The following is a 26,159-nucleotide window of genomic DNA, read 5'->3' as shown; positions in this document are numbered from 1 at the left end:
GCATAACGCCCGGCACCAGCCGGGCAGATTGATGTCGCTGAAAAGAACGTGAAAACGGTGTAACGACTGGGCAATGGCAGCAAATGCGGTGATCAGCCGTGCTGCGCGCCGAAGGCATGACCACATGAGAGGCACCGGTAGTTGTCGAGCATGTTCTCGTCGATGGCGGCACCGACTGCGGAGCCGGCCGCGTTGCCAGCGGCGCTGCCGAGCAGTCCGGCAAGCACTGCGCCGGTGAGTCCTCCGAACACCGCGCCAATGGGGCCACCGATTGCGCCGACTGCCGCGCCTGCCTCGGCCCCGGAGAGTGCCAGCGCGAAGCCGCTCGTCGCGCCCGCGACGCTTCCAATCGTGCCGCCTGCCATGCGCGCGACGTTGAGTGTCTCGAGATGCATGGAGCCGCAATGTGGGCAACGCATGGGAGCATCGCCTGACGGAGATGGCGAGGGGAGAGGCGCGAGGGACGATCTGATTGCTGGATAGCTGGCGTCCGGCTGGGCGGCGGCCCTTGCCTGATGGGATGCTGACGTGTGGTTTGATTCGAAGGAACCAATGTCGTCGAAGGCGAACGCATCGCGTTGCCGGAAATCGGTGTCGTTGGCGCTTCGGGTGTCGGGCGCTGAACGATAGATGGATGACGGTGACCTGCGCGGATGCGGCGCGTACTCTGGATAGGGGGCCTGCGCCTCCCACTCATCTTCGAATGGATACGCGGGCTGTGGCTCAAAAGCAGAAGCCGGCATCGCTGCCGGTGGCGTCGCAGGCGGCACAGTCGAAGGACGACGCAACCAGAAGATCAACACGGCAATCGCCGTCACGAGAAGTACGAGGGCGACTGCGATGACGGACACGGTAAGGGGATTCATGAATGCTCCTGGGCGAAATGCGCAGATGCGTCATTGCATCGGCGGAGCGGCCTATGCTGGCCGTGCTCAGGGAGGTGATATGTGACTGACCGGAAATAGAATCCGGGAAGGTGCAGGACAAAGGACGGCAAATTCCCTGTAAATCCTGCGGGCAATCCGGACAGGACCGGGGTCGCCGGTCGGAGCGAATCAAGTCCAGGCGTTGTCTGCCGATAACTGATCTGGACGCGACGGAACAGCGTGAATTCTGAACGTCCGTCAAGCCTGCATAACGGCGGACCCTACGGAGGAGCATGGCGAGCAAACAGACGATCAACGAGGTCCTGCTATACACGCTCGGGCTTCGAGTGACCAACCGCACGTGGGCGTGAGACGCATATGGCGACGACGTGGTCGTCATGAAGCTCTGGAAGCGGCGATACTTCAAGGATCCGGACGGAACCGAACGGATCGAGGTGTGGGCGCCACCGCCCTGGAAAAAGCCGGCGAAGGCGGCCCGCAACGAACGCCGCGCAAACATAGACCGGCTAAAGTCGGGCGGCACCACTTACGCCGTGTTGAGGGAGGGTGAGGGTTCTGACGATCCGAACGCCAGGGACTACGAGAACCGGTACCTGTACAGGTTAGTCCGTGTGGTGACGGACACGAAGGGATTCGAGTTCGCCGTGATTTCCGGGCGCGTACCGGTGAGTGATTTCCTTGCGCGGGGCACGGCAATCGAGGTCGATCTGGCGGACATCGCGACGCGCCACGCCGATAATCCGACGACCCACGAGGCGCTGGTGGCGGCACGACTGGGGCAGGGGAAGTATCGTTCCGAGCTGCTTGCGCGGTGGGACGGGCAATGTGCAGTGACTGCCTGCCCGGTGACCGAGATTCTGCGCGCTTCGCACGCACGGCCGTGGAGCGATAGCGACGACAGTCAGCGGCTTGATCCGGACAACGGACTACTCCTTGTAGCAAATCTGGACGCGCTTTTTGACGCGGGCCTGATCGCGTTCACGAGTACAGGGGCGATGCTGGTGTCGCCGCATTTGCCGAAAGAGCATCGTGCGGTGCTTGGTGTGCCCACCAACCTGCGCAAGCGGCCGAGTCCAACTCAGGCGAAATATCTGCAGTATCACGCGGAGAATGTGTTCAGGACAAAGGTCTGACGCGAGAGGTCGTGCATGTGACTGTGTCGACGATCTCGATGAAGGACGCACCTGCTGCGCACCCGTCGCTGTCGAGTAGCTGACAACGGGCGCACCGGTCCTCATGCGCCAGGCGAATTTTGCCGAAGTCCTGCAAACCATCACGGCGATGCCCATCCCGATGCGGACCTTCAGATTTACGACGACCAGCCGTTATTTCGAATGACGCTAAGTGATCGCGTACTCTGCGAGCGATCAACAAAGGACGTTAGACCAAAATGAATCGTCGTCTCGGCGCCGGTGGCAATGTCCTGCTCCCCAAGATTGGTTCGAACGCATGCATTCCGGTAAGGGGAACCTTTACGCGTGACGACTTGCTCGCGGCGCATCGCGTACCCCCGCAGCTTATCGGTATCGTGCCGAGTAATACGGGCGGGTTCGGTGCAGCTAACACGGCCGCCGAGGTGTTCGGTGCTAATGAAATCGCGCCCTGTCGATGGCGCTTTGAACAGATCAACGAGTGGATTGGCGACGAGGTGGTGCGCTTCAAACCCTACGTGATCGCAACAGCGTAGTCTGGGGGGCTGGCGCAGCTCACGAGGCGAGCCCGCTCGGCATAAATCCGATTGCCGCTAGCGGTAATGGTGCGCGTCGTTCTTAAGGAGACCAGAACCCAAGGTTCCCGAGACTTAAAGCCAGCTTGAGTCGGGAGGTTCTCCACTTCGAGACGGCGAGCACGCGCTGCTTGCGCGCATCGGTCAATGCAGCCTGGGCATTCAGCAGTTCCGTGAATGTACCGACGCCCTCCCTGTAACGCCCCCGTGCGATGTCAATCGAGCGTTCCGCAGCGGTCAGCAGGTCTTGTGAGATTCCAAGATTCGCCGTGCTGGTCAGCAAACTTTCGTAGCTCTTCCATACGTCTAGTGACACCTGCAACTCGGTGTTTTGCAGGTTTGCCTCCTCGGCATCGGCCTGCTGCTCTGCCTGTTCGACCCGGTAGCCCGACGCAAAGCCTTCAAAGAGAGGGATTTTCAACTGGATGCCGATTGTGCTCCCACGGCTACCCGTGATCGGTAGCTGTTCCGGTTGCTGCTGGTACGCCGGATTGTTTTGCATGAGGTTGCCCACTAGGGAAATAGTGGGCCGCCCTTCGGCCCGCACCGCGTCAACGTTCGCGCGAGCAGCCTCCAGTCGGGCGCGTGCAGCAACCAGTTTAGGGTGTTGCGTCTTCGCTTCATCAATCAGTTGATCCACGTTTTGCGCAAATGCCGCGTTGTCGACTGCTGGCTCCGTCGCACCGATCGTTAGGGGTGTGTTCGCGTCGAATCCCATCATGCTCGCAAGCGTCCCGGTCGCGGCAGACACGTTACCCTCGGCGCTCACGCGGTCGAGTACTGCGCGCCGGTAGGTTGTCTCAGCCTGCAACTGGTCGCTCAGGGTGCCAACGCCGCCATCGTGCTTTGCAGTTGTATCGGCGAGACTGTCGTGTGCCGTGCTTTCTGTCGCTCTTGCGGCTTCGAGTGACGCTTGTGCATCGCTCAGGTCGTAGTAGGCCTGTGCGGCCTTGAAGAATATGGTCTGGAGCGTATCGTCCTGTGCAGCGTTAGCGGCGGCCAGCAATTGCCGCGCCTGGCGCAGATCTGCACTTCGCTTTCCGAAATCGAACAGTACCCAGGCGAAGTCCAGTTCTCCGTATCGGCTCGACGAGTTCTGCGATGAAGAAATTGAACTCGCGCCGAGCGAGCTCGCATTGTAGGTCGTCGCCAGTGTGTCACGCTCGATGCCCGCAGTCGCATCAATGGTTGGCAGGTACGCCGCCTCTTTGACGCCAACGGCCGCTGCCTGTGCGCGTACATTTGCCCAGGCTTGTCGCGCCTGAGGGTTCGCACAAATCGCTTGCAGCAGAATCTCTTGCAGACCCAGGGGATGATCCACGGCTTCCGGCAGGCATGATTCGTTCATCAGGAGGGATCCGGCGGGAGAGCTGGATACGGTCTGCTTTGTGGAATAGATGTCGACCCATTGGGCATTGGCAACGCGTGCGACAAGGAGTGCCGCTACTGCCGCGACAAGAAGTGTGTGATTCACGGTGGACCTTTATCGTCCGGGTACTTCGATGTTCGCATCGGGTGTCATTGCGGCAAGTGCCGATGGCGGTTGGTCGAACGCCACCTTGCCGGCATTCAGGACAATGACGCGCGACGCGGACGCGATTGTTTCGGGGCGATGTGCGACGATCAGGCGTGTCATCCGAAGCGCGCCGACGGAGGCATTCACTTGCTGTTCACGCTGGATGTCCAGGTGACTTGTGGCCTCGTCCAGGACAAGAATCTTTGGCCGCTTGTAGAGTGCCCTGGCGAGCAGTACCCGCTGCTTTTGTCCACCCGAAAGGACCGTACCCATGTCTCCCACCAGTGTGTTGTAACCCATAGGCATCGCGACGATATCCGAATGTATCGCGGCAAGCTGCGCGCATTCGGCGATCCATTGGGAATCAGCCTGCGGATCAAAAAAACATATGTTGTCGGAGATCGATCCGGCGAACAGAACGTCGTCCTGCAAGACCGTACCGATGAGCGAACGCAGTCGCTCGATGCCGAGTCGATCAACCTCAATACCACCTATGCGCACCGTACCGGAAGTTGGCCCGAGAATCCCGAGCAGCACATTGACAAGCGTTGTCTTGCCGCAACCTGACGGCCCGACTATGGCAACGGATTCGCCCGGCTCGACGCGAAACGAGACCCCGTTGAGAACGGGTGGCTCACCATCTGCGTAGCGGAACGTCAGGTTCTCCGCCTCAATCCTAGGGGTGAGATTTTCACCCTCGCCAGGCACATGCCGGATGCTGGTGGCGGGTTCGGGCTCTGCGAACACAATGTCTGCGAGGCGCTCGCCTTGCAGTTGCAGCATCTTGACTTCGAAAAACCGGTCGATGAGGCTACTCACCCGGCTGTCAAACTGCATCTTGTATGCATTGAAGGCGATAAGCACCCCGACGGTGAACTGACCGTCCATCACGAGCCGGGCGCCGAGCCAGATCACCAGCAATCCTTCGATACCAAACAGCAACCCGTTAAGCTGTTGATACAGCAACTGAAGTTTCTGGACATGCAACCCTGCATTGACCTGTTCAACCAGCAGGGCGAGCCACCCCGATCGTCGCTCGCTCTGGCGGTTAAACAGCTTGATCGTCTTGACTCCACGCACGGTTTCCAGAAAGTTACTTTGCTGTTTCGCTGCATGGATAATCTGGTTCTCGGACGCAGTGCGCAACGGCCAGTACCATGCCCAGCGGAGCAGACCGTATAGCAGCATGGTTCCTAGCGCGATCAGTCCAAGCGCGCGACTGTAGACGAACATCATGGCCAGCGTGATGATCGTCATCACGCCGTCAATCACAGCGCTTAGAAAGGACGTGGTGAGCGTCTGCTGGATCGTGTCAATCGAACCGAAACGCGAGACAACATCGCCCAGGTGCCGTCGCTCGAAGTACTGGACCGGCAGGCTGAGAAGGTGTGTGAACACGTTGGCTCGCCACTGCACGTTTAACGTTGTGCCGAGATACATCAACGCCCACGCCCGGATCGCGCTAGTGGCCTGTTGCATCAACAGTAGAAGTCCAAAGCCAAGCACGAGCAGCGTCAACAGACTACGGTCTGCGCTCACGATGACGTCATCAATTACCCATTGCAGAAAAAACGGTGAAACGAGCGAGAAAACTTCAAGCGCAAGAGCAAGCAAAAGAATTTGACCCAGCGAACGGGACAGACCTGCGATGGGGCCGATCAGTGAGCGAAGCTTGACGGATGGATTCGCGTCTCGTGGCCTGAAACTTCCCGTCGGCCACAATTCAAGTGCGACACCTGTAAATGAGCGTGACACTTCTTCGAACGTCAGCTTGCATTCGCCGCGCGCCGGATCATGAATTGACACGCCACGACTGCTCACCTCCCGAAGCACAACAAAGTGATTGAAATTCCAGTGCAGCATGCAGGGCAAACGCAGCTGGCCGATGTTATCGAGATCAAGCTTCAGCGCTCGGGTGCCAAGCTCCAGGCGTCCCGCAATTTCGATAACACGCTTTAGCGATGCGCCTTTCAGCGACATGGAGAACTGGGCACGCAGCGTTGCAAGATCGACGTGATGGCCATGATATCCAGCGACCATCGCGAGGCAGGCCAGTCCGCATTCCGCGGCCTCTGTTTGCAGGACGATGGGCAATTTCCTGCCAATGCCGAAGGAAAGGCGATCCAGAAGGGGCATGAGTTGAAGTCCTATTAGAGTTTGCCGGTCATGCTGTAAAGCGGCTCAAGCACCCATTCGTAAAGGCGGCGACGATCTTGCAATATATCCGCCTGGAGTGTCATGCCCGCCTCCAGCGGCTGCGGCTTTCCGTAGGCGGTAACTGTCTGCGATTTCAGCGCGACCGTGATGCGGTAGTAAGTGTGGCTACTGGCGCTCTGGATACCACTCGCCGACAGTTCGTTGGCTGAAAGTGCCGTGCGCGCGATGGAGACAACACTTGCCTGGTATTGCCCAAATTTCTGATACGGGTATGCCCGATAGCGAAGCAAAACGGGATCGTCCACACGTACAAATCCTATGGCCTCGCTCGGGACGAACAGATACGCCCGCCAGCGCGTGCCTTTAGGCACGATGCTGGCGACAGGATTTGAAGTGTCAACTGTTTGCCCTGGCTGCGCGATTACCGCGGTCACCGTGCCGGCCTCGGGTGCGGAAACGACGAATTCGCGCCTCGCCTCGCTCTCAATTACGCTTTGGTCTACGCCGATAACCTCGCGCTGCACCCGTGCAATCTGGTTCTGATGCTGTAACGACGACTCAGCAAAACTGTCGTTCGCTTCCTGCAGTGACTGCATCACACTTGTGCGGTCCCGTTGAAGACTCCCAAGCTTTGACTGCTGCTCAAGCAGGTCGGCTTGGCGTTGCTGCGCCTGATCTCTTGAAATGTAGTCTTTCGCAAGCAGATTTTCGTAACGGGCGGCTGCATCCGCCGCAATGGCAGTGCGGGCGCGCTGCGCGACTAGTTGACTTTCAACGTCCGCAAGTTCGGCGCGCAGGCTGCTTATCTTTGCCTGCAAGGTAGCGCGCTCGTCGGCCTGCAAGACACGAGTCTTGTCGATTTCCTGCTGTAGTGACTCTTTGCGCTGTCGTGCACCCTTTATGAGCGCTGCCTGTGTGTCTCCTGCTCCCGTGCTTTGCAGTTCGGTCGAGATTGTGTACAGCGCCTCTCCTGCGGCGACAGGCTGTCCTTCGCCCACGTCGAGTTTCAGCACGAGACCGCCTTGCTGTGGATAAATTTTGATCAGCCCTTCGTCGGGCGCAATTATACCTTCGACTGTTACGCGCTTTGTATAAGCGCCGAAGGAGAAAAGTGTGATAACGCATACCGCCATGCAAGCCGCGGTGATTGTTAGAAACGTCAAAGACAGTGGCCTGATCAGTAAAATATCGCCATGCGCTTGCATTCGCTGTGCTTTTTGCGCGTCGGAACGGAAAAGGAGGGATTGCTTAGGCATTAACTCTTTGATGAACCGGAGGATCAAAAAACGATTTGGATGCGCGCGTAGCGAAAGTCAGGTAAGTCCGGTCAGCATTGTCAAATGCCGTGTAGACGGCGACAGTGGCGCGCAATAATTAAAGGAAACATGGTGCGCTATAATAAAGAGGGCAAGCTGCTACTCGAGTTGATCGACCTGAGTCATCGAAATTGCATGAAAACTTGCCTAAAAAAGTTGTCTCGCTAAATGAACCTATCGGTCATGAAGACATTAGTCTATTCTCACATGCGACTTGACTCGTCATGGGCGTTTTGGGAAATGTCTCGCCAGATGAAGGACGTAGTCTAAAGTACTCAAGACGCACTCGCTTGCAATCTAAGGCAAACCCCCGGACGCAGATGCTCCGAATCCGGGACCTCTCGGATTCGGGAGCATCCAGTCCTATCTAGCCAGACTTATTTGCCTGTCAAATGCGCTACGGCCCCTGCGGCAGCTCCGCCGGCCATTCCGCCGATTCCGCCCACGGTAACACTACCGCCTGTGGCGAAGGCATTCGCTGCGCCGGAAACGCCCCCGGCTACCGCGCCTTGCGACATAGCAGCAACCAATGCCGCAAGAGGTGTAAGGTCCATTCCACCGCTTACAAGGTCGATTTCTTCTTCAGATAATTGAACAAGATTCACGGAAATATCTGTCGCTTCGGCGAAACACATCATTTACTTTCTCCCAACGATTTAAAGTAGGACAAAAAGAATTGACTAAAAAAAACGGCAAAAAATGCCGACACAACAGTTGAGATTATTCCTTTTGAGTCCAATCCCAACTTTCCTAAAAAAAAAGACATCGGAAAATATAAGAGAAATACGTGAAAAATTCGGACCACTGCTGCTACCACGTTTCTCACATAGCCTCCAAAAGCGTCTAAACAAAAATATTGTTGGAAAGATTGGACATGCATTAATTTTTTATGTCAATAACATTTCATTACACGCTTAGATTTTGATTTGAAATCAGTCGGATGCACATGGAATAACCGCTTGGCGATGCATAGAGCATCGCGAAAAATTGTTGACTCGGACATAATCGTATCTCGAAGGCCTGTCAGAAAACGGAAAAGATTCGTGCGGTGTCGACCAGCCTCAGCATGTCCAGAGGTGTATGAGCGACTAGTGTTAGGAATATACAATCTGAGAATTGAGGTCTCGGTTTACTTGTAGTCCCATGGCGCGAAAATCACTATAATCTCCAGACTCGATTACTGCACCGAGGGGTGAAAAAGAGAGTTCTCGATTCGCGGTTACTATTTTTCCGTTAAAATGGTAATTTGAAAAATAGGTGCCAAATTTATTTCTTATTTCAAGAGGTTTAGGGGCGGCCAAAATAGTGACGCCTTCCGGAAGCCGGATGGTTATCGTCTCCTGAACTCGCCTGCCAACGGCTGGGATTGCAAAATTTCTGTTTTCGATACCACATGTTTCAAAAATTGAACCGATACCACTTAATGCGCCAAGTCCGAGGGATATTTTAATGGCGCCAGGCCCAGGAAAATTTCCTGCCCCAATTAATTTAAAATCGGTCTTGTATTTGAAAGAGCTTTTTGAATCGAAAACATCATCGTATATATAGGTCCCCGATCCATTTTGCCCTGTCACGCTTAATATATGAGCGGCGACATGAGGGCCGCTCCCTGGTTTAAATTGGGAAAACAGTTGTCTCGCGAAAAGATCAAATGTTCCGTGATTAGCAACTTCGCTGAATCCGTGAGCATCTCCATCTAGTGTTAATTCTACTTCTGTTTTTATAATTATCGAATCTTTTTTAGGTTGTCCCAATGGAATATCAACAAGATTCGAGCTGTTTTCCATAATCACTAATCCTTTCTTTCCGAGCAACGAAAAAGGTAAGATTCCAAATTTGGCGTAACGGCTAGTCGAATCAAGAAATAAATCAAATTCGGGCAGGTAGATGATGACATGGTCAAAGCCTGCCAGTGACGTTGGCACATCGGGAGTCCAATAAGCTCTTCCTGAATTAACCAAGACAGGATAACTTTTTATACCCTTGGCTTGAAGCATTTCTCCTAAAATAAAAACGTGATCCTTGCAGTCACCATACTTGTTGGCGACGATCTCATTAAAGTTATGTGGTACGACTCCGCCGAGTCCGTAGTGAATCGCGACGTATCGTACTTGGCGGCTTACCCAATCGTAAATTAACTCTGCCTGCTGCCTTGGGTCGGTCTCCAAGCCGGTTATTTCATCCGCGCAATTCTTGACGAACTCTACGTCATGTACGCCCCCAATGGTCCGCTCTGTATACGCGTGGCCGACGGCCGCAAGATCTTGAAAGGTCGTGCCTACGATGCGAGGACTGTAGTCAATTTGATCCACGGAGTGAAGCTCTTGGGCATATATGCTCGATGTACTGAAGGTCCAACGCCAAATCTTTACGGCTGGATTATTACCAGAAGTAACTTCTCCTTCTGAAACATTAATCGCCTGCGTATGCAGCGTAAATGATTCCGGCACTTTTACAGTTACGCTTGCAAAGACAATCTCGTCGTGAACGCTAAAAAATTCAAGAAATGAGAAATTTCCGGGAAAAAGCGGATTATATTGCTTTCTTTCCACTTCCATTGTCAGAATCGATCCAATCTCCAACCCAGGGAAGACGAGAGTTTTGACTTTGTGGTCATCGAACATGGGCGCGCCCGCACTCTCTTTGCTCTGTTGGATGATAATTCCATCAGCCCCGACGTCAACCCGTAAACCGTCTACCTTTGTGGTAAAAGCGGTTTTTATATCAATAGTATCTATTTGGGGGCTATATCGAAATGATCGTTGGCCCACTAAATTAATTCCGGTTTCCGTATTAACTCGACAAATCTCTTTTTCTGTCCGAGTAAAAGTGCCGTCTTCATTAACCTGATATTCGATTTCCTTTTTAATAATTGTAAAGTCGGCCAAAATTTCTTCTTTCTCGAAATTCACAGTGAGACTCCTATCGACGCTTGTGAATGAACTGACTGTGTATGCCGTACGATAGCACTGCCGACCGAAAGTCGAAATAGTTAGTGACTGAGGTGGCTCGCCAAAGCGAAAACGGGATTGATCCTGCGGGGTGCGTATCGAGCGGAAGTGGATTGTATCGGGCATCACTGCCGTCGCCGACAAATTTGATTGTGTCTCCGGAGAAATTTGAGTACCAACTCGTGATCACCGCTTCGCGACGACATTCGAAACGGGCGATTTCTATCTCAAATTGAAGGATGTCCGGCCGTGAGAGTTCCTTCAAGCTCTGCTGTCGCCGGTGCCATTTCAAAACAGAAAGGGCGGGATTCGTGCCTAACTTTTCCCCTTGAATTCTCTGAAGTCCGCGGGGAGTGTTCTGGTCGTCCGTCCAGGCCGTACGAAGAGGTCCGGGTGTGCGCGAATTGGCCTTACCGATATCGTCGCGGTGAATAACGCCCCATGGCCTATGCTTTTACAAGCGTCCAGAGGTTAGCACATGCTCGACGATACCTATCAACGACGGTATCTAGGCATGCGACGACCGGTGCTGAAAGCGCAGCCCTCCCCCCGCCTGCGGGCCTCTCTTGTGGGGTGGGTTTTGATGGACGGGTTAGGGGTGGGTATTCGTATATGCCGCAAGCCGCTCAACGGGAATTTCGGCACGCCCGGATGATGCGTTTTGATGCGCGAACGACGCCTCTCGGGCGCCAAGGGAACCGGCCGCTAGTACAGTGAAAATACAGTTTGGGTGGGCTTGGACGGCCCTGATTGACCTTGGTTAGCCTTGGTTTTGCAGTTTGCGAGCTGTGCAAGGCGTTGATTTATAAGGGATCGTGGCGCGCTGGTAAAACTCCGAAGGCAGAGGTCGCCGGTGTTCCATTTTTCGCAAGGGGCGATCGAGATTTCGGGAGCGCCTTCTGAGCCGTGTCCTCGACGCGGGGGACCGTAGCGCAAGATCACGGGCGGTCGATATTAACTGTCGCGCTACGAGACCGGACTCCCACAACCGTGGCGCTTGTGTAGCGCGGGCTTGGCCGATAAGCCGAGAGCGCAATCCTCCGACGGGTTTTGGGAATCGCTCTAGCCATTGGATGCGTGAAGAAGGGGCAGGCAATAAATCGTTGACGTCAAAACGCGCTCACGCGTGGCGGTTGACACAGATTGCTGTTGACCAAAAATGCCTACACGGTGCCTACACGAATTCCAGAAAGCAAAAAGCCCAGTCACGAGGACTGGGCTAAGTGCTTGATTTGTTTGGTGTGGCGTGAGTGACTCGAACACTCGACCTACGGATTAAGAGTCATTTCTCGGAGCCGAGGTCGCGGGCCCTCAATTAGTGTAGATGTGCCTGGCCCAAGCCTCCATCAAAGGACGTCGTTGTTCAAGGAGGTCGGTACGGTGATAAGCCGCTTCGACCTTGTTCGCAACGGTGTGCGCGAGCGCCCGTTCGGCAAGGTCACGGGCATAACCGTGCTCACTTGCCCAATCGCGGAAACTGGAACGGAAGCCGTGGGCAGTGGCAAATCGATTGGGTGTATCGCTCTCGGCCTTTACGCGGCGAAGCAGGGCGGTAAGTGTCATGTCGCTCAGCACTTTTTCTCGTGGGGACGGGAAGACGAGCGTCTCATGCAATTGAATTTTCTTTAGCGTCTTGACAAGTGCCAAGGCATGTTCGGATAGCGGAACGCGATGAGCCTCTTGCGCCTTCATTCGAGCAGCCGGAATGTTCCATACCCGTGCATCCAGGTCAAATTCATCCCACGTCGCGCCGCGAATCTCGCCGCTGCGGGTTGCGGTCAGAATCAGGAATAGCAAAGCTGCTCGGGTGCTATCGGTTGGTTTGTGTTCAGCCAGATGCACGGAGACAAATTTAGGCACCTGCTTCCAGGGCATTGCGGGTTGGTGCTCCGCCTTGCCTGATTGCTTGGGCAGGATGTGATCTACAACAGAAACGGGATTTGCGGTGATATAGCCGTGTGCCCATGCCCACTGCATGACGGCGTGCATCCTTTGCCGAGTTCGGCTGGCTGTTTCGGCTTTCGTCAGCCAGATTGGTCGAAGCACGTCCGCGCAATCGGCGGGAGTGATCGCGTCAAGCTTGCGGTTTCCGATCTTCGCGAAGGCGTACGTTTCCAATGTGTTAATCCATTGATCGGCATGCTTCTCGTTCCTCCAGCCGGGCTTGAGTTCTTCGTGGACCTTCCGGGCAGCTTTCTCAAAGGTGAAGGCTGCGACAGCGATAGCTGCGGCTTCGCGGTCGCGGTTACGCTGATCAATCGGGTCTTCGCCCGCGTCGATTAGCTTGCGCATCGTCTGCGCTTTCTCACGAGCCTCGGCAATTGTCGTCTCAGGGTAAGTCCCAAGGCCGGCGTCGCGGCGTTTGCCGGTTATCGGGCTGGTGAAACGCAGTGTCCATTTGGAGCCGGACTTTGTCGGTGTCAGGAGCAGTCCGGTGACCTTTCCGTCGAAGACCGGCTTGTCGCCCCGCTTAAGTGCTTTTGCTTGTTTATCGGTTAGCATCTGTCGTGATGTGGCCCATCGTTCAGCCCATCGAAAGACGTTGGATGGACTTGGAGGGCGTCAGAATAAATTGGATTGAAATCGGATGCAAGTGTTTGAAATTAAAGGTGATAATTGGATGAGGTTGGATCGAGTTGGGCGCGAATATGGCGGTCACCCTCTCCGCCAAAATTCAAAAGAGCCCTGCAGAAGAAATTCCGCAGGGCTTTTTGTTTGTGCGGCTGATTTGCGATTCGTTTGCAACGGTTTGCAAGCCGATACGTGGCGCGCCCACGACCTGCTCATCGTCTGCCCGCCGGAGTAAAATTGGAGCGTGATTGACCCGCAACAAAACCCTCTGGTCCTGCGATGAAAACACCCCCCACCGATCAGCGTTCGCGTAAACGTCCGTCAAACCGGACGCTGACTATCCTGACCTGGCTGGTCGCCATCGCAACGCTGGGCGCAGGGGTCGGCTGGCTCGTCTACAGCTATTTCGTCGATATGGAAGTGCCTTACTTCGCCATTCCGCTCGTGCTGTGCGTACCGGTCATCGTGGCTGTCGCATTCCGGAATATCTGGGACTAGCTAGCACGCCTAGCCGCCACCATCCAAACCCAGCGCCTCTACCGCTTGCGGCGACCCGAACATGGCCGCCGCGTCGTGCCCAACCCCAGGCACTTCGATCAGCCTCCATCCGAACGCCCAGCCATTGCGTCTGGCGACTTCCTCTGCAGCGTGAAACGCATGTGTCCCACGGTCGTAGCGGTTGTCCCCTTGAGCTCTCGCGTGCTTGCCTTGTGCGAGCCAGCGTTGATGGACGTCGTCTTGCCCGAGCAATACGGTCAGCGGCGCAGCCAGATATGCGCGTAGCGCTTTCTCTTCCACTTCATCCGTGCCGAGTCCGTCAAAGCCAAACGGTATTGCAGTTTTCGTATCGGGCAGCACCCAGGTAGACGGGTTGGCAACGACCACACGGGTTGCCGGCACGGGCGCGTAGGCGGCGACCCGGTCCACGAACTGGGCGCCAGCGGAATGCCCAAGCAGGATATAAGGCAATTCAGTTTGTCCCGCTGCGTCCCGTGCCCAGCGCACAAGTTCCGGTATCAGGTCGACGGTGCGACGCCCGGCTGCGGACGTAGTTGAGGCACCAGAAGCACCAGAAGCAATAGACGCAGACGTCATTCCACCATACTGATACTCGTCACGCGGAAACCGCTTCTGATCGAACTGCGGCGCCACCACGATCGCACAGATGCGGTCCGCGAGCGGCCGGGCGTGATCGCGGTACGGACCGCCGTCGCGTCCGACGCCATGAAACACCAGCAGCAAAAACCGTGGCTGGCAGCCGCTTGGCCGGTAAGTAAATACCGGCAAATCGATGCCATCTACCGAAGCAATCTGTTGCGCATTGCCTGGCCCAATTGGTTCGGCAAGCACTTGTGCCGCGCCAGCGGAAAACACAAGCGCGCCGAGTAACGGCAGCGCCATCCGCCAGCCGTTTACGCGTCCCGATTGACCGCTTTCATTTCCATGTCTGCGCACGTTTTCCGCCCACGTTGGTTTCCCTGTCAGCGGCTAATTATGCCGGTCCGCGTCTAACTCACGCAGCTTCCCAGCTTTTCCCCACGTCCCGCCCAGGCGCGACGCTTCCCGAACCCCACCCCCATTTTCACGACGCCTCTGCATCCGATTCCACACCTGCTGCGTATTTCGATCATGGGTGCGCAAATCCAACCAAATCCCACTTTTACGGGCGCCCGTTTCAAGCTGGAGACCTGCCAATGAGTCACCCCGTTTTGAACCCACAGCCACACGGTCAACGGATCGCGGTCGTCGGCGCCGGCATTTCGGGCTTGGCGAGCGCCTACCTGCTGTCGAAGCACAATCAGGTGACGCTCTTCGAAGCTGGTTCGTACCCCGGCGGCCACACGAACACGGTCGACGTAAAGCTCGAAGGCCATGTCCATCCCGTCGACACCGGCTTTCTGGTCTTCAACGATCGCACTTACCCGAATCTGATCGCGCTGTTCGCCGAACTGGGCGTGCAAGCGCATCCGAGCGAGATGACGTTCTCGGTCTCGCTCGATGAAGGCCGTCTCGAGTGGGCGGGCACGAATCTCAACACTGTGTTTGCGCAGCGCCGCAACATGTTCTCGCCGACCTTCATCGGCATGCTGCGCGACATCATGCGCTTTAACGGCAGCGCTGAGCGCAATCTCGATGTCGCGGCGCAGACCGGCGCCTCGATGGGCGATCTCCTCGCGGCCGGCGGCTACGGCGGCGCGTTTCAGCAGCACTACCTGTTGCCGATGGCCGCCGCAATCTGGTCGAGCGCTACCGCCGACGTGCTGAGCTTTCCCGCCACCACGTTCCTGCGCTTTTGCCTGAATCACGCGCTGCTGCAGGTCAATCGCCGTCCGCAATGGAAGACGGTGATGGGCGGTGGCCGCGAATACGTCCGGCGGATCGTCGGCAAACTCGACGACGTGCGTATCGGCACCCCCGTGCGTGGCGTGCGACGCGATGCTCAAGGGGTCGACGTGTTGACCGATACCGGTCCGCAACGCTTCGACGCAGTGGTGCTGGCCACGCATGCACCCGACACGCTCCGCATGCTCGGCGACGCCGACGAAGCCGAACGCAGCGTGCTGCGCGCCGTGCGCTATCAACCGAACATCGCCGTGCTGCATACCGACACGAACCTGTTGCCGCGCTGCCGCCGCGTCTGGTCGGCGTGGAACTATCTGGGCGGCCGGCATCTGGACGGTTCACGTCCGGTCTGCGTCAGCTATCTGGTGAACCAGTTGCAGCCGCTGCCGTTCGACACACCGCTAGTCGTCACGTTGAATCCGGTGGTCGAACCGGCGCCGGGCACCGAGTTGCGCCGCTTCGTCTACGACCATCCGCTATTCGATCTGGCCGCGATCGACGCGCAGCATCGCTTGCCGTCGCTGCAAGGTCGTCGCCGGACCTGGTTTGCGGGTGCATGGACCGGTTACGGCTTCCACGAGGACGGCCTGAAATCTGCTCTGCGCGTCGCGGCCGATTTCGGCGCTTCGCCAGCATGGGCCAAGCTATGAAAAGCAGCGCGCCATACGAGCATCGCGAAAGCGCCGCTCGGCTTCTGGTCGGCCGCGTGATGCACGAGCGGTTGCGACCGCGTCATCATCGTTTCACGTATCCGGTGTTCTACGTGCGCTGCAATCTCGCGCGCCTCGCCACGCTCGATAGCTGGTGGTTCGGCATCAACCGCTGGGGTCCGCTCAGCCTGTTCGCGCGCGACCACGGTCCTTGCGACGGCACTGATCTCGACACATGGATGCGCGCGCAACTAGCCGAGGCCGGTGTGCCGGCCGACGGCGAGATCTGGCTGCAGGCTTTTCCGCGCGTGTTCGGCTATGCGTTCAATCCGGTCAGTTTCTGGTTTTGCCACGACTGTGACGGGGCACTGTGCGCGCTGCTCGCAGAAGTGCGCAACACGTTCGGTGCGCGCCACAGCTATCTGCTGACTGCGGACGGCGGTGGCCCGATCGATGCATCCACTAAGCTGACTTGCTGCAAAGTGCTGCACGTCTCGCCGTTTTGCCGGGTCGAGGGCAGCTACCGCTTCCAGGTCCGCGAGTCGCATCACGCGTCATCCGTGGTCATTGATTATCACGATGCCGACGGCCTGCTGATCCGTACTTTGCTCGCCGGCCGTTTGCAGCCGTTGACGCGCAGCGCAGCGCTGCGCGCGCTCGCGCACCAGCCGTTACTCACGCTCGGCGTGGTCGCGCGCATTCACTGGCAGGCGCTGCGGCTCTTACTCAAGAAGGTGCCGTTTTACGGCAAACATCCTGCGCCGGGCCGCACCGCCAGCGTTGCCACTCACGTTCTTGCAGCCGGTCTCGAAACCGGAGCCCCACACCATTCTTCGTCGATTGAGGAGACTCAGCCATGACGCTTTCAAGGACCCTGAGCGGAAGCGAATCCGCCCCTGCGTCGGGCCGGTTGTTTTTGTCGTTGCTCGAGCGGATTCGCGTCGGGCACCTGGTACTCATCACGCCCGATGGTCAACCGCGTGTGTTCGGCGATCCGCATGCGTCGCCCAGTGCGCGGCTCGAACTGCGCGACTGGCGCGCGTGCGGTGCGATCCTGCGCAAAGGCGACATCGGTTTTGCCGATGCATGGCGCGCATTCTGGGTCGATACACCGGATTTGTCCGCACTCCTGCGCCTCGCGATCCGCAATGAACGCGCCTTGCAGCGCACCGTCTATGGCGGCTGGCTCGCGCAGGTCTGGTACGGTCTGCGGCATCGCCTGCGCCGCAATACGCGCTCAGGCAGCCGTCGTAACATCCACGCACACTACGACATTGGCAATGCCTTCTACGAGCGCTGGCTGGATCCGAGTTTCACGTACTCGAGCGCCGTATTCGACGGACGCTTCGACACGTCGCTCGAAGATGCGCAGCACGCCAAATATCAACGCATCATCGATACGCTTGGTTTGCGGGCCGGCATGCGCATCCTCGAAATCGGCTGCGGCTGGGGCGGCTTTGCGATGCATGCGGCGCGTCAGGGCATTCATGTGCACGGCGTGACGATCTCGGCGGCGCAACTCGAATTCGCCCAACGGCGTGTGCAAGAAGAGGGTCTGAGCGACCATGTCACTCTGGAGTTACGCGACTATCGCATGCTGACCGCCCAGTACGACGGCATCGTCTCGATCGAGATGTTCGAAGCAGTAGGCGAGCGGTTCTGGCCGACGTACTTCCGCATCCTGCGCGAACGCCTTCTGCCTGGCGCGCGAGCGTTGGTGCAGACCATCACGATCGACGATTCGCACTTCGCCGCGTATCGTGCCACCAGCGACTTCATCCGCGAATACATTTTCCCGGGTGGCATGCTGCCGAGTCCGGAGCGTTTTATCGCGGTAGCGAAGCGCTCCGGGCTCGCGGCTAGCGTGTCGTTGGCTTTCGGCCGCGACTATGCCGAGACGTTGCGGCGCTGGCGCAGTGCCTTCGAGTATCAGCTCGAGGCGATCCGCGCGCAGGGCTTCGACGAGACCTTCGTGCGGACGTGGCGTCTATATCTCGCGTATTGCGAGGCAGGCTTCGATGAAGGCCGTACGGACGTGATGCAGTTCGTGGTTGCGTCGGATCGTTGACATGCGCTCGCTCGTCGCTTTAGTGCTGCTGTTGTGGGCCGCTTCGGCGAGCGCCGACTGGCGCAGCGACGTGCAGTCTGCGCGGCTTGTCGGCGAGGGCGACTTCCGCGTATTCGGCTTCAGTCTGTATCGCGCGCAATTGTGGAGCGAACGCGTGCCGGTGGACTATGACGAGCGCTTTGCGCTGCATATCGTCTATACGCGCAGTATCAAGGGCAAGCGGCTTGCCGACACGGGTATCGACGAAATCAAACGTCAGGCTGGGGCGCCGATTCCTTCGGAGACGCTTGATCGCTGGCGCGAAGATATGCTGCGCGCGTTCGTCGACGTGGAACCTGGCGATCAGTTGAGCGCGGTGTTTCTGCCGGGCAAGGGCGTGCGCTTCTACGCAGGGGAGCGCGAGACCGGCGAGTTCGATGATCCCGCGTTTGCGCGCGCGTTCTTTGGCATCTGGCTCGATCCGTCCACACGTGCGCCTTCGCTGCGCAAGCATTTGCTTGGCGGCTTGCAATAACGCGCCGGCATCTACGTAGAAGCGCGTCGGGCTTTACTCCGCGTGACCCGACGACGAACTGCCCGAGGCCACCGCTGGCGCACGCGCAGAGGAAGCGGCTCGCACGGTGTCCGCATGAACAGGATGCAGCGAATTCAGTGGATACACATTGCCTCCATATACCGTGGCTTGCGTCGAATCGTTGCCGCGTTGCGCCGCCTGCCCGCTTTCGGCATCGATGAACCGGCTGGAATCGGCCAGCACAGGCGCAAAAAAACGCAACGGCGCGGCAAGCGCAGCAACCAGCAGCGCATGTCCAACTACAGGGTAGTGCTTCACCTCGACCGTATCGCCGGCCGCTCGTAACTTCGCAGCAAGACGGTCTGTGTTGCCGGGGTCGACGGTGGTGTCGCGCTTGCCGGCGGCGAGGAACATCGGCGGCTCGTCGCCATTCACGAAGTTGATGGGTTGGCTGGCGGCCCGCAGCGGTGCCGGAAAGACGTTCTTCAGTACCGGATCGGTGAGCGGCAAGAAATCATAGGGTCCCGCGAGGCCGATTACACCGCTCAGGTCGCGCTTGCTCATCTGCTGCGCGGCCAGATAGTGGCCGTCCGTCGCCAACAGTATAGCAATGTGCGCTCCCGCGGAATGTCCCATCAGGAAGATGCGCGACGGATCGCCGCCGAACTCAGCAGCGTGGTCGCGCGCCCAGCGTACTGCCGCGGCTGCGTCCTCTACAAAACCTGGGAACCGGACGTCCGGCCAGGTTCGATAGTCAGGCAGGACGGCGACGAAGCCGCGCGAAGCGAGCGCCTCGCCGACGAACAGATAGTCGCCGCGCTCGCCGTTCTGCCAGCTGCCGCCATAGAAGAACACCACCACAGGCCGGCCGTGCGGGGGCACTGTCGCCTCTGCTTCGAACGGTTCGTAGACATCGAGTTTCTGGCGCGCGTCGCTACCGTACGGGATGGCCGTGCTGGCGCGGAACGTCTGGCGCGGTACAGTGGCATTTAGCATGGCGGTTCCACTGCAGCCGCCGAGCGCGGTGAACGCGAGCGCGGCGGTCAAGGTAAGCAGGCGTCGAGGCATAGGAGGGGGTCATAGTCCGAAGGGTGGGTTTCGTACTATCTACGCACGGCAGCCGCCGGCGGATGCAAGCAGGCTCGCGCACGGCGTTCTCCTTTGCCCGGGGCGTGGGCGATATCGGCTAGAGCGAAACTCCCGCTGCCTGAACCAGCAGCACGCCGTTCAAAGCCATCACGGCGACCGTGCCGACCACGGCGGCAACATTCGTCAGCCGGCTGTTCCTGTAGACGCCCATCAGATCGCGACGCGAAGTGAACCACAGCAGTGCGATCATCGGCACCGGCAGCGCAACGCTCAACACCACCTGGCTCAACACCAGCGCCCTGGTCGCGTCGACACCCCAGGCCACCACTGCAAAGGCCGGCACCATGGTGACGAGGCGGCGCACGCCAACTGGAATACGAAAGCCGACGAACCCCTGCATGATCATCTGGCCGGCCATCGTGCCGACTACCGAGCTCGAAATTCCGGAGGCGATCAAAGCAGCAAGGAAAAGGCCGGCCGCCGCCCCACCTAGCAGGGGCGTCAGTGTATGCCAGGCGGTCTCAATGCTGGCGATGTCCGAGTGGCCCTGATGAAACGCACTTGACGCCATAATGACCATCGCCATGTTGATCAGACCCGCAACGCCGAGGGCAAGCACGACCTCGATATTGGAAAACTTCAGCAGCCTGGAGCGTTCGAGCTCGTTGCGCGGCGTCACACGATTCTGCGTGAGGCCCGAGTGCAAAAACAGAACGTGCGGCATCACGGTCGCGCCGATAATGCCGACTGAAATGGTCAGCGCGTTGCTATCGGGGATGCTCGGCTTGAAAGTATGCAGGAATACTGACGGCCAGTGCACCGGTGCGATCAGCAATTCGGCCAGATACGACAGGCCGATGACGCCGACCAGTGCGGCGATGACCAGTTCAAGCGGGCGAAAGCCCTTGCGTTCGAACTGCAGCAGCCCAAAGGTGACGGCGCCGGTGACCAGCATGCTGGCCATCATCGGCAGATGCAGCAGCAGCGAAACCCCGATAGCGCCGCCGACGAATTCGGCAAGATCGGTCGCCATCGCGGCGATTTCGCTCAAACCCCACATACCGTACACATAACGGCGCGGCAGCGACTCGCGGCACAACTCGGCGAGATTGCGACCGGTGACGAGGCCAAGTTTGGCGGACATCGCCTGGAACAGCATGGCGACGATATTCGCCACGGCCACCACCCACAGCAGCGAATAACCGTAGCCCGCGCCTGCCTGAATGTTGGTCGCGAAGTTGCCCGGGTCCATATAGGCAATGGATGCAACCACGGCCGGCCCGACAAACGACAACATCACACGCGGGCCGCGGCGGCGTCCGGCGAGAGCTTCGCTAATACGGAAACAAGTCTGCTCGGTCAGCGTCTGCGGCACGACCCCCGGACTCATGGCTTCGTTCATGACATCTCCTGTGTGTCGTCAACCCGGGTCAAGCGGTTATGGATGGAACTCCGGCCAACGGGGATCACGAACGCCGTCGAGGCGGCCCGTTGCCGGTATCTCGGGTGATGTGAGCAGCAGCTTTTCAGCCGCCGATGTCAGCCGCTCATGTTTAGCGAGCCATTCACGCCGTTCGGGAAGAATCCGCCTTTCACCGCCGCCGTACTGGTCAGGTACACGATGTTCAGCACATCTGAATAGGTGCGTCCGAACGCGAGGCCGTTGCTGTCGAGCGGAACGATGTTGGACGTACCTGCGGTAGCGCCGGTGATGCCCTGGTCATCGTTGCCCACCTGATCGAGACTATCGCGCGCTGCGGAGATGGCATTGGCTGCGGTGATCAGGCTCGCCGTATCGAGCCCTTTCGCGTACAGCGTCGTGCGCACGAGGCCCGCGTGATAGGCCTCGGCCGCGAGGATGCCGGCCGCGGCGCTCAGGAAGGTCTTGCTCGCGAGCAACGGTGCTGCGCCTTTATAGGCCGTCACGCCGACGTCCTCGAAGATGAACGCGCCGAGCAGAAAGTTGTTGTCGCTCGCATAGGGGTCGAACGCGACGCCCGCCGCGACGAGACCTGCCGCACGCGCTGCTACCGAGAACGCACCGTTAGGGTTGGTGCCGCTCACGTCGATGGACGGCATGGCCACCGCCGACGAACCCAGCGCGGTGCGCAGGAACGCCACGTGTTCGCGTTCGTCGTTGGCGATCTCGTTTGCGTAGGCCTGCACGACAGGATCCTGGAACGGCACTTGCGCACCCGCGATGACGGTGCCTTGCGTGCCGACGCCGCTGAGCATGCTGGCCGGAAGTCCGCTACCCGTTGTCGCATAGGTATAGAACTGTGCTTCGAGGTACTCGAGATTGAGCGCGAAGTTGAGAATCTCTTCGTCGGTCGGCGCGGTGGACTGAGCCATCGACGAGACGCCGGAGCCACCGCCGCAAGCGCTGATCAGCGTGCCGCCAACGAGACCGAGACTCAGGCCGCCTGCATTGCGGAAAAATTGTCTGCGTTGTGTGCGTCGCTGCACCCGGCGCTCGAATGTATCGATTAGTTGTGCTGAATTACTCTGGCTGCTTTCTGACTTTTCGGACATGACCGTGCTCCTCAGATAGACCTCAGGAAAGCCACGCCATTTGCGACGCAAACGCGTACACAACAGGACAACTGACGCGATGCACATGCGCAAATCGCGGACATGAAGACACATCGCTGCTCTCGGACGAAGCTTTAGCGACGACTGAGAAAAGGCGAGTCCTCAACGAACTTTACGAGTCGAGTCCGTCCATGGATGCAGCGCGCACAAAAGATATTTGCGTGCGTTCGCAGCATTCCTTGCGAAAGCGCGGGGGCGGCTTCCGCTAGCTCCTGCCGCCATCCTCTGTACAATTCCCCTGATCGATGACCGGATCGGGTTGCCCGCGCGAGTGCTACACGCCGCCGCGTACCCAGCCGGTTTGCCTTCTTCACACGAACGCGGGCAACTGCTTTGCCGTCGCGCGTTCACGAACCTGCCCCGACTTCATGGCCATTACCTACAAGACTCCTGAGGACATCGCCGCGCTGCGAATCGCGGGACGCCTCGCGGCCGACGTCCTCGCGATGATCGGCGAACACGTGCAGGCCGGTATCTCGACGGACGAGCTTGACGCGCTGTGTAACGACTACATCGTCAATACCCAGAAAGCGGTTCCGGCGAATGTCGGCTACCTGGGATTTCCAAAGACGGTCTGCACCTCCGTGAACCAGGTGGTTTGCCACGGCATCCCGAACCGGACCGAAGTCCTCAAGGACGGCGATATCATCAATATCGACGTGGCCGTGATCAAGGACGGCTACTTCGGCGACACCAGCCGCATGTATTGCGTCGGCAAGCCGAGCACGGTGGCGCGGCAACTGATCGACACCACCTATGAGGCGATGGTCGCCGGCATGCGTCAGGTAAAGCCGGGCGCGACGCTCGGCGACGTGGGCCATGCGATCCAGAAGACCGCACAGCGCGACGGTTTTTCGATCGTGCGCGACTACTGCGGGCATGGCATCGGCAAGGTGTATCACGAAGATCCACAGGTGCTGCACTACGGCCAGCCGGGGCAGGGCATCCGTCTGAGGCCGGGCATGGTGTTCACGATCGAGCCGATGATCAACGCGGGACGCGCCGGCACCACGGTCCTGCGCGACGGCTGGACGGTGGTTACCAAAGACCGTTCGTTGTCTGCGCAATGGGAGCACATGGTCGCCGTCACGGAAGACGGTTTCGAGCTGTTGACGCCCTGGCCGGACGGCACGGGCAGCTATCAGGCGCCGTGAAGATCCCCCGAGAGAAAAGAGATAAGCGGGTGTCGTCAAGGGCGCTCGCCCACAGATCCGGAAAATAAGGATTTGACTCCCGCGCCGGTTCGGTTAAAGCTACGCCTTAGTGTTTCAAGGGGTTTTCGTCTGCATGAGTCCGTCATTGACCGTTCGCCGCATCGCCGCTGAGCAGGGCGCAGTATTCCGCGAACTCCGTACTGCGTCGCTGCGGGAGGCGCCCTATGCCTTCGGCGAGACGCTCGAGGATGCCCTGTCGGTCGACGCCGCAAGCTTCGATGCTACCGCTGCCAGCCACGCGGTCTCGACGGTGGCTACGTCGTTCATTCTCTATACCGAGGGCCATCCAGCCGGGCTGATCGAAGCGCATTTCGAAGACAGCGCCGCGCGCCGTGCCTTTGTAGGCGAGCTGTGGGTGGCGCCTGCGGTGCGTCATCTGCGCGGCGGCGAGCTGCTCGTCAATACCGCCAGCGAGTGGCTGGCCGCTGAAGGCGCCGAGGAAATCTACGCGTGGGTGGCCGACGCCAATCGCACGGCGATGCGCTTTTACGAGCGCCTCGGCTTCGGCCCGACCGGCGAGCATGCCCGCACGGCACGCTGGCCCGACCAGTCGGAAAGCCTGCTGGTGCGCCACGTGCAGCGCGCCTCGCAAGCCTCCTCCCAGTGATCCGCCGAGCGGTCCCGCCGGGCGCCGCTCCCTTCCTGCCTACGCTGCTGTTGCGTCCGCCGTCGCCGGTTGGGCAGCGGCATTTATCCCTCTCGCCGAAAATACTGGCTCCACGCGTGGACGCCTGTAAAATACGCAAAATTTTTTGTCGAACGCTATGTCGCCCAAGAAATCGCCATTTTTCGAACTCCGCAGTGGCACTGTCGACACGCTCCTGTTCGTGGTCAAGACGACCGACCTCGACGCCATGCGTGCCGAACTGACCCGGCGCTTCGAAGCGACCCCCGAATTCTTCGCTAACGACGTCGTCGCAATCGACGTGCGCCGCCTTGCCGACGACGAGCGCGTGCCGCTCGCCGAGATCTCGCAACTGCTCGACAGCGTGCGGATGCGCCCGGTGGGCGTGGTAGCGAATCCGCAGCAGGGCTGGGCTGCCGAGTCCGCGTTGCCGCTGCTCGAAGCGCGCGACCGGCGTGGAGCAGCGGGCGCCAGGCCGGGAGCCGAAGAGGGCGCGCAGGGTGCTGAGAGCGGCGCAGCGCCGGAGGGTGGCGAGCGCGGCAACAGTGGCAACAGTGGCGAGAGCACCGCTCCGGTGCAGGGGGAATTGCCGATCGACGCGCCGGCAGCCTCCGTCGAAGTTGTGGCGGCCGGCCCTGCCGCGGGCACCCAGGCGGCAGCGCCAGCCGACCCCGCGAAGCTGGTCACCTCGTCGACAACCACGGTGGTCGACAAGCCGCTGCGCTCCGGCCAGCGCATCTACGCGAAGGGCGATCTGGTGGTGCTGGGCCTCGTGAGCTACGGGGCGGAAGTGATCGCCGAAGGCAATATCCATATTTACGCGCCGTTGCGCGGCCGGGCCTTGGCCGGCGTGCAGGGCAACCACGACGCGCGCATTTTCTGCACGTGTCTGGAGCCGGAACTGATCTCGATCGCCGGTATCTACCGTACGACCGAGAACCCGCTGCCGGCCGACGTGCTCGGCAAGCCGGTGCAGATCTGGCTCGATGAAGAAAAGCTGATGATTGAACCGCTGCGTCTCACCTGATCACCGGTTGCGCGCGCCGTGCCCGGCGCGTGCCTGGGATCTGGCTGCCGCCGGACTTATTTGAACGAAATTGACGAACTCAGGGTAAGGGTAATGGCAAAAATCATTGTGGTGACATCGGGCAAGGGTGGCGTGGGCAAGACGACCACGAGCGCGAGTTTTGCATCGGCCCTGGCGTTACGGGGCCACAAAACCGCCGTGATCGACTTCGACGTCGGCCTGCGTAACCTCGACCTCATCATGGGCTGCGAACGTCGTGTGGTGTATGACCTGATCAACGTGATCCAGGGCGAAGCCAACCTGAATCAGGCGCTCATCAAGGACAAGAAGTGCGAGAACCTGTTCATCCTGCCGGCCTCGCAGACGCGTGACAAAGACGCGCTGACCATGGAAGGCGTCGAAAAGGTCATCAACGACCTGATCGCGATGGACTTCGAATATATCGTCTGCGATTCGCCGGCCGGTATCGAATCGGGCGCTCTGCTGGCAATGCACTTCGCCGACGAAGCGCTGATCGTGACGAACCCGGAAGTCTCCTCCGTGCGCGACTCGGACCGGATTCTCGGTATCCTGTCGTCGAAGACCAAGCGCGCGATCGAAAGCAAGGAGCCGATCAAGGAACATCTGCTGATCACGCGCTACAACCCGAAGCGTGTGAGCGAAGGCGAAATGCTCTCGCTCACCGATATTCAGGAGATCTTGCGCATCGATCTGATCGGCGTGATTCCGGAATCGGAAGCGGTGCTGCATGCGTCGAACCAGGGGCTGCCGGCCGTGCACCTCGACGGCACCGATGTCGCTGAAGCCTACAAGGATGTTGTGTCGCGTTTCCTCGGCGAGCAGAAATCGCTTCGCTTTACCGATTACCAGAAGCCAGGCCTCCTGCAGCGCCTCTTCGGCACCAAGTAAGGGG

21 protein-coding genes and 1 pseudogene are annotated in these 26,159 nt (G+C 58.9%); 11 read left to right on the top strand and 11 right to left on the bottom strand.

The genetic code is table 11. The annotated features are described in order from the left end of the window. Positions 1-92: 92 nt before the first annotated feature. Entirely contained in the window at positions 93-866 is a 774-nt protein-coding gene (locus tag P3T24_RS30935) for a hypothetical protein (RefSeq protein WP_429440473.1), read from the bottom strand. 398 nt (positions 867-1,264) lie between these two features. Between P3T24_RS30935 and P3T24_RS30930 the strand changes: the two genes are divergently transcribed. Both P3T24_RS30930 and P3T24_RS30925 read left to right on the top strand, forming a co-directional pair. Beyond that, positions 1,265-2,020 carry an HNH endonuclease gene (locus P3T24_RS30930; protein WP_429440472.1) on the top strand — a complete coding sequence of 252 codons (756 nt, stop codon included), beginning with the start codon at positions 1,265-1,267 and terminating at the stop codon, positions 2,018-2,020. A gap of 341 nt (positions 2,021-2,361) precedes the next feature. Next, positions 2,362-2,574 (top strand): annotated as a pseudogene (locus P3T24_RS30925) (phage portal protein); the annotation flags it as partial. A gap of 82 nt (positions 2,575-2,656) precedes the next feature. Here the strand turns inward: P3T24_RS30925 and P3T24_RS30920 are convergent. The 6 genes from P3T24_RS30920 to P3T24_RS30895 form a co-directional block, all read right to left on the bottom strand. Then, complete coding sequence (locus tag P3T24_RS30920; protein ID WP_429440470.1) at positions 2,657-4,087, bottom strand: TolC family protein; 1,431 nt, start codon at positions 4,085-4,087, stop codon at positions 2,657-2,659. A 9-nt stretch (positions 4,088-4,096) separates the two neighbouring features. Next, positions 4,097-6,265: a peptidase domain-containing ABC transporter gene (locus P3T24_RS30915; RefSeq protein ID WP_429440468.1), complete on the bottom strand. Its 2,169-nt coding sequence runs from the start codon at positions 6,263-6,265 to the stop codon at positions 4,097-4,099. Between the two features lie 14 nt (positions 6,266-6,279). Beyond that, positions 6,280-7,542: an HlyD family secretion protein gene (locus tag P3T24_RS30910; protein ID WP_429440466.1), complete on the bottom strand. Its 1,263-nt coding sequence runs from the start codon at positions 7,540-7,542 to the stop codon at positions 6,280-6,282. A 437-nt stretch (positions 7,543-7,979) separates the two neighbouring features. After that, on the bottom strand, positions 7,980-8,240 hold the full coding sequence (locus P3T24_RS30905; RefSeq protein WP_429440464.1) for a hypothetical protein: 261 nt from the start codon (positions 8,238-8,240) through the stop codon (positions 7,980-7,982). Between the two features lie 456 nt (positions 8,241-8,696). Continuing rightward, complete coding sequence (locus tag P3T24_RS30900) at positions 8,697-10,514, bottom strand: DUF3857 domain-containing transglutaminase family protein (protein WP_429440462.1); 1,818 nt, start codon at positions 10,512-10,514, stop codon at positions 8,697-8,699. 1,350 nt (positions 10,515-11,864) lie between these two features. Then, on the bottom strand, positions 11,865-13,055 hold the full coding sequence (locus P3T24_RS30895; RefSeq protein ID WP_429440460.1) for a tyrosine-type recombinase/integrase: 1,191 nt from the start codon (positions 13,053-13,055) through the stop codon (positions 11,865-11,867). Between the two features lie 348 nt (positions 13,056-13,403). On the opposite strand from P3T24_RS30895, the gene P3T24_RS30890 reads away from it, so the two are divergent. Beyond that, a complete protein-coding gene (locus P3T24_RS30890) occupies positions 13,404-13,622 on the top strand; it encodes a hypothetical protein (RefSeq protein ID WP_074263641.1) in 219 nt (72 codons plus the stop codon). Positions 13,623-13,631: 9 nt separating this feature from the next. On the opposite strand, the gene P3T24_RS30885 is transcribed toward P3T24_RS30890, so the two are convergent. Beyond that, entirely contained in the window at positions 13,632-14,525 is an 894-nt protein-coding gene (locus P3T24_RS30885; RefSeq protein ID WP_429440458.1) for an alpha/beta hydrolase, read from the bottom strand. Between the two features lie 293 nt (positions 14,526-14,818). Between P3T24_RS30885 and P3T24_RS30880 the strand changes: the two genes are divergently transcribed. Genes P3T24_RS30880 through P3T24_RS30865 form a run of 4 tightly spaced genes read left to right on the top strand, consistent with a single transcriptional unit; the run spans position 14,819 to position 18,699 of the window. Then, a complete protein-coding gene (locus P3T24_RS30880) occupies positions 14,819-16,117 on the top strand; it encodes an NAD(P)/FAD-dependent oxidoreductase (protein WP_429440456.1) in 1,299 nt (432 codons plus the stop codon). After that, positions 16,114-16,977, top strand: a complete 864-nt coding sequence (locus P3T24_RS30875) for a DUF1365 domain-containing protein (RefSeq protein WP_429440454.1) — start codon at positions 16,114-16,116, stop codon at positions 16,975-16,977. Before P3T24_RS30880 ends, P3T24_RS30875 begins: the two co-directional genes overlap by 4 nt. Then, on the top strand, positions 16,974-18,185 hold the full coding sequence (locus tag P3T24_RS30870) for a class I SAM-dependent methyltransferase (RefSeq protein WP_429440452.1): 1,212 nt from the start codon (positions 16,974-16,976) through the stop codon (positions 18,183-18,185). The genes P3T24_RS30875 and P3T24_RS30870 overlap by 4 nt, the downstream gene beginning before the upstream one ends. A gap of 1 nt (position 18,186) precedes the next feature. Further along, positions 18,187-18,699, top strand: coding sequence for a chalcone isomerase family protein (locus P3T24_RS30865; RefSeq protein ID WP_429440450.1), 513 nt, complete (start codon positions 18,187-18,189; stop codon positions 18,697-18,699). A gap of 33 nt (positions 18,700-18,732) precedes the next feature. On the opposite strand, the gene P3T24_RS30860 is transcribed toward P3T24_RS30865, so the two are convergent. From P3T24_RS30860 to P3T24_RS30850, 3 genes are all read right to left on the bottom strand, one after another. After that, entirely contained in the window at positions 18,733-19,695 is a 963-nt protein-coding gene (locus P3T24_RS30860; RefSeq protein WP_429440448.1) for an alpha/beta hydrolase, read from the bottom strand. Between the two features lie 190 nt (positions 19,696-19,885). Beyond that, entirely contained in the window at positions 19,886-21,190 is a 1,305-nt protein-coding gene (locus P3T24_RS30855) for an Nramp family divalent metal transporter (RefSeq protein WP_429440446.1), read from the bottom strand. Between the two features lie 137 nt (positions 21,191-21,327). Then, positions 21,328-22,320 carry a ferritin-like domain-containing protein gene (locus P3T24_RS30850; RefSeq protein ID WP_074263647.1) on the bottom strand — a complete coding sequence of 331 codons (993 nt, stop codon included), beginning with the start codon at positions 22,318-22,320 and terminating at the stop codon, positions 21,328-21,330. A gap of 428 nt (positions 22,321-22,748) precedes the next feature. Here P3T24_RS30850 and map point away from each other — a divergent pair, with 428 nt between their 5' ends. The 4 genes from map (at position 22,749) to minD (ending at position 26,155) form a co-directional block, all read left to right on the top strand. Further along, entirely contained in the window at positions 22,749-23,534 is a 786-nt protein-coding gene (gene map, locus P3T24_RS30845) for a type I methionyl aminopeptidase (protein ID WP_074263648.1), read from the top strand. Positions 23,535-23,667: 133 nt separating this feature from the next. Then, positions 23,668-24,201 carry a GNAT family N-acetyltransferase gene (locus tag P3T24_RS30840; protein WP_074263649.1) on the top strand — a complete coding sequence of 178 codons (534 nt, stop codon included), beginning with the start codon at positions 23,668-23,670 and terminating at the stop codon, positions 24,199-24,201. 157 nt (positions 24,202-24,358) lie between these two features. Then, positions 24,359-25,246, top strand: a complete 888-nt coding sequence (minC, locus tag P3T24_RS30835) for a septum site-determining protein MinC (protein ID WP_429440444.1) — start codon at positions 24,359-24,361, stop codon at positions 25,244-25,246. Between the two features lie 93 nt (positions 25,247-25,339). After that, the gene (gene minD, locus P3T24_RS30830) at positions 25,340-26,155 is read left to right on the top strand and encodes a septum site-determining protein MinD (RefSeq protein ID WP_074263651.1); all 816 of its coding nucleotides are present in this window, start codon (positions 25,340-25,342) and stop codon (positions 26,153-26,155) included. The last annotated feature ends 4 nt before the right edge of the window (positions 26,156-26,159 follow it).

The organism is Paraburkholderia sp. GAS33 (assembly GCF_050436645.1).
Classification (GTDB): Bacteria; Pseudomonadota; Gammaproteobacteria; order Burkholderiales; family Burkholderiaceae; genus Paraburkholderia; species Paraburkholderia phenazinium_B.
The sequence above is the reverse complement of the archived record's forward strand: the minus strand, read 5'-3'. Positions and strand labels throughout refer to the sequence as shown.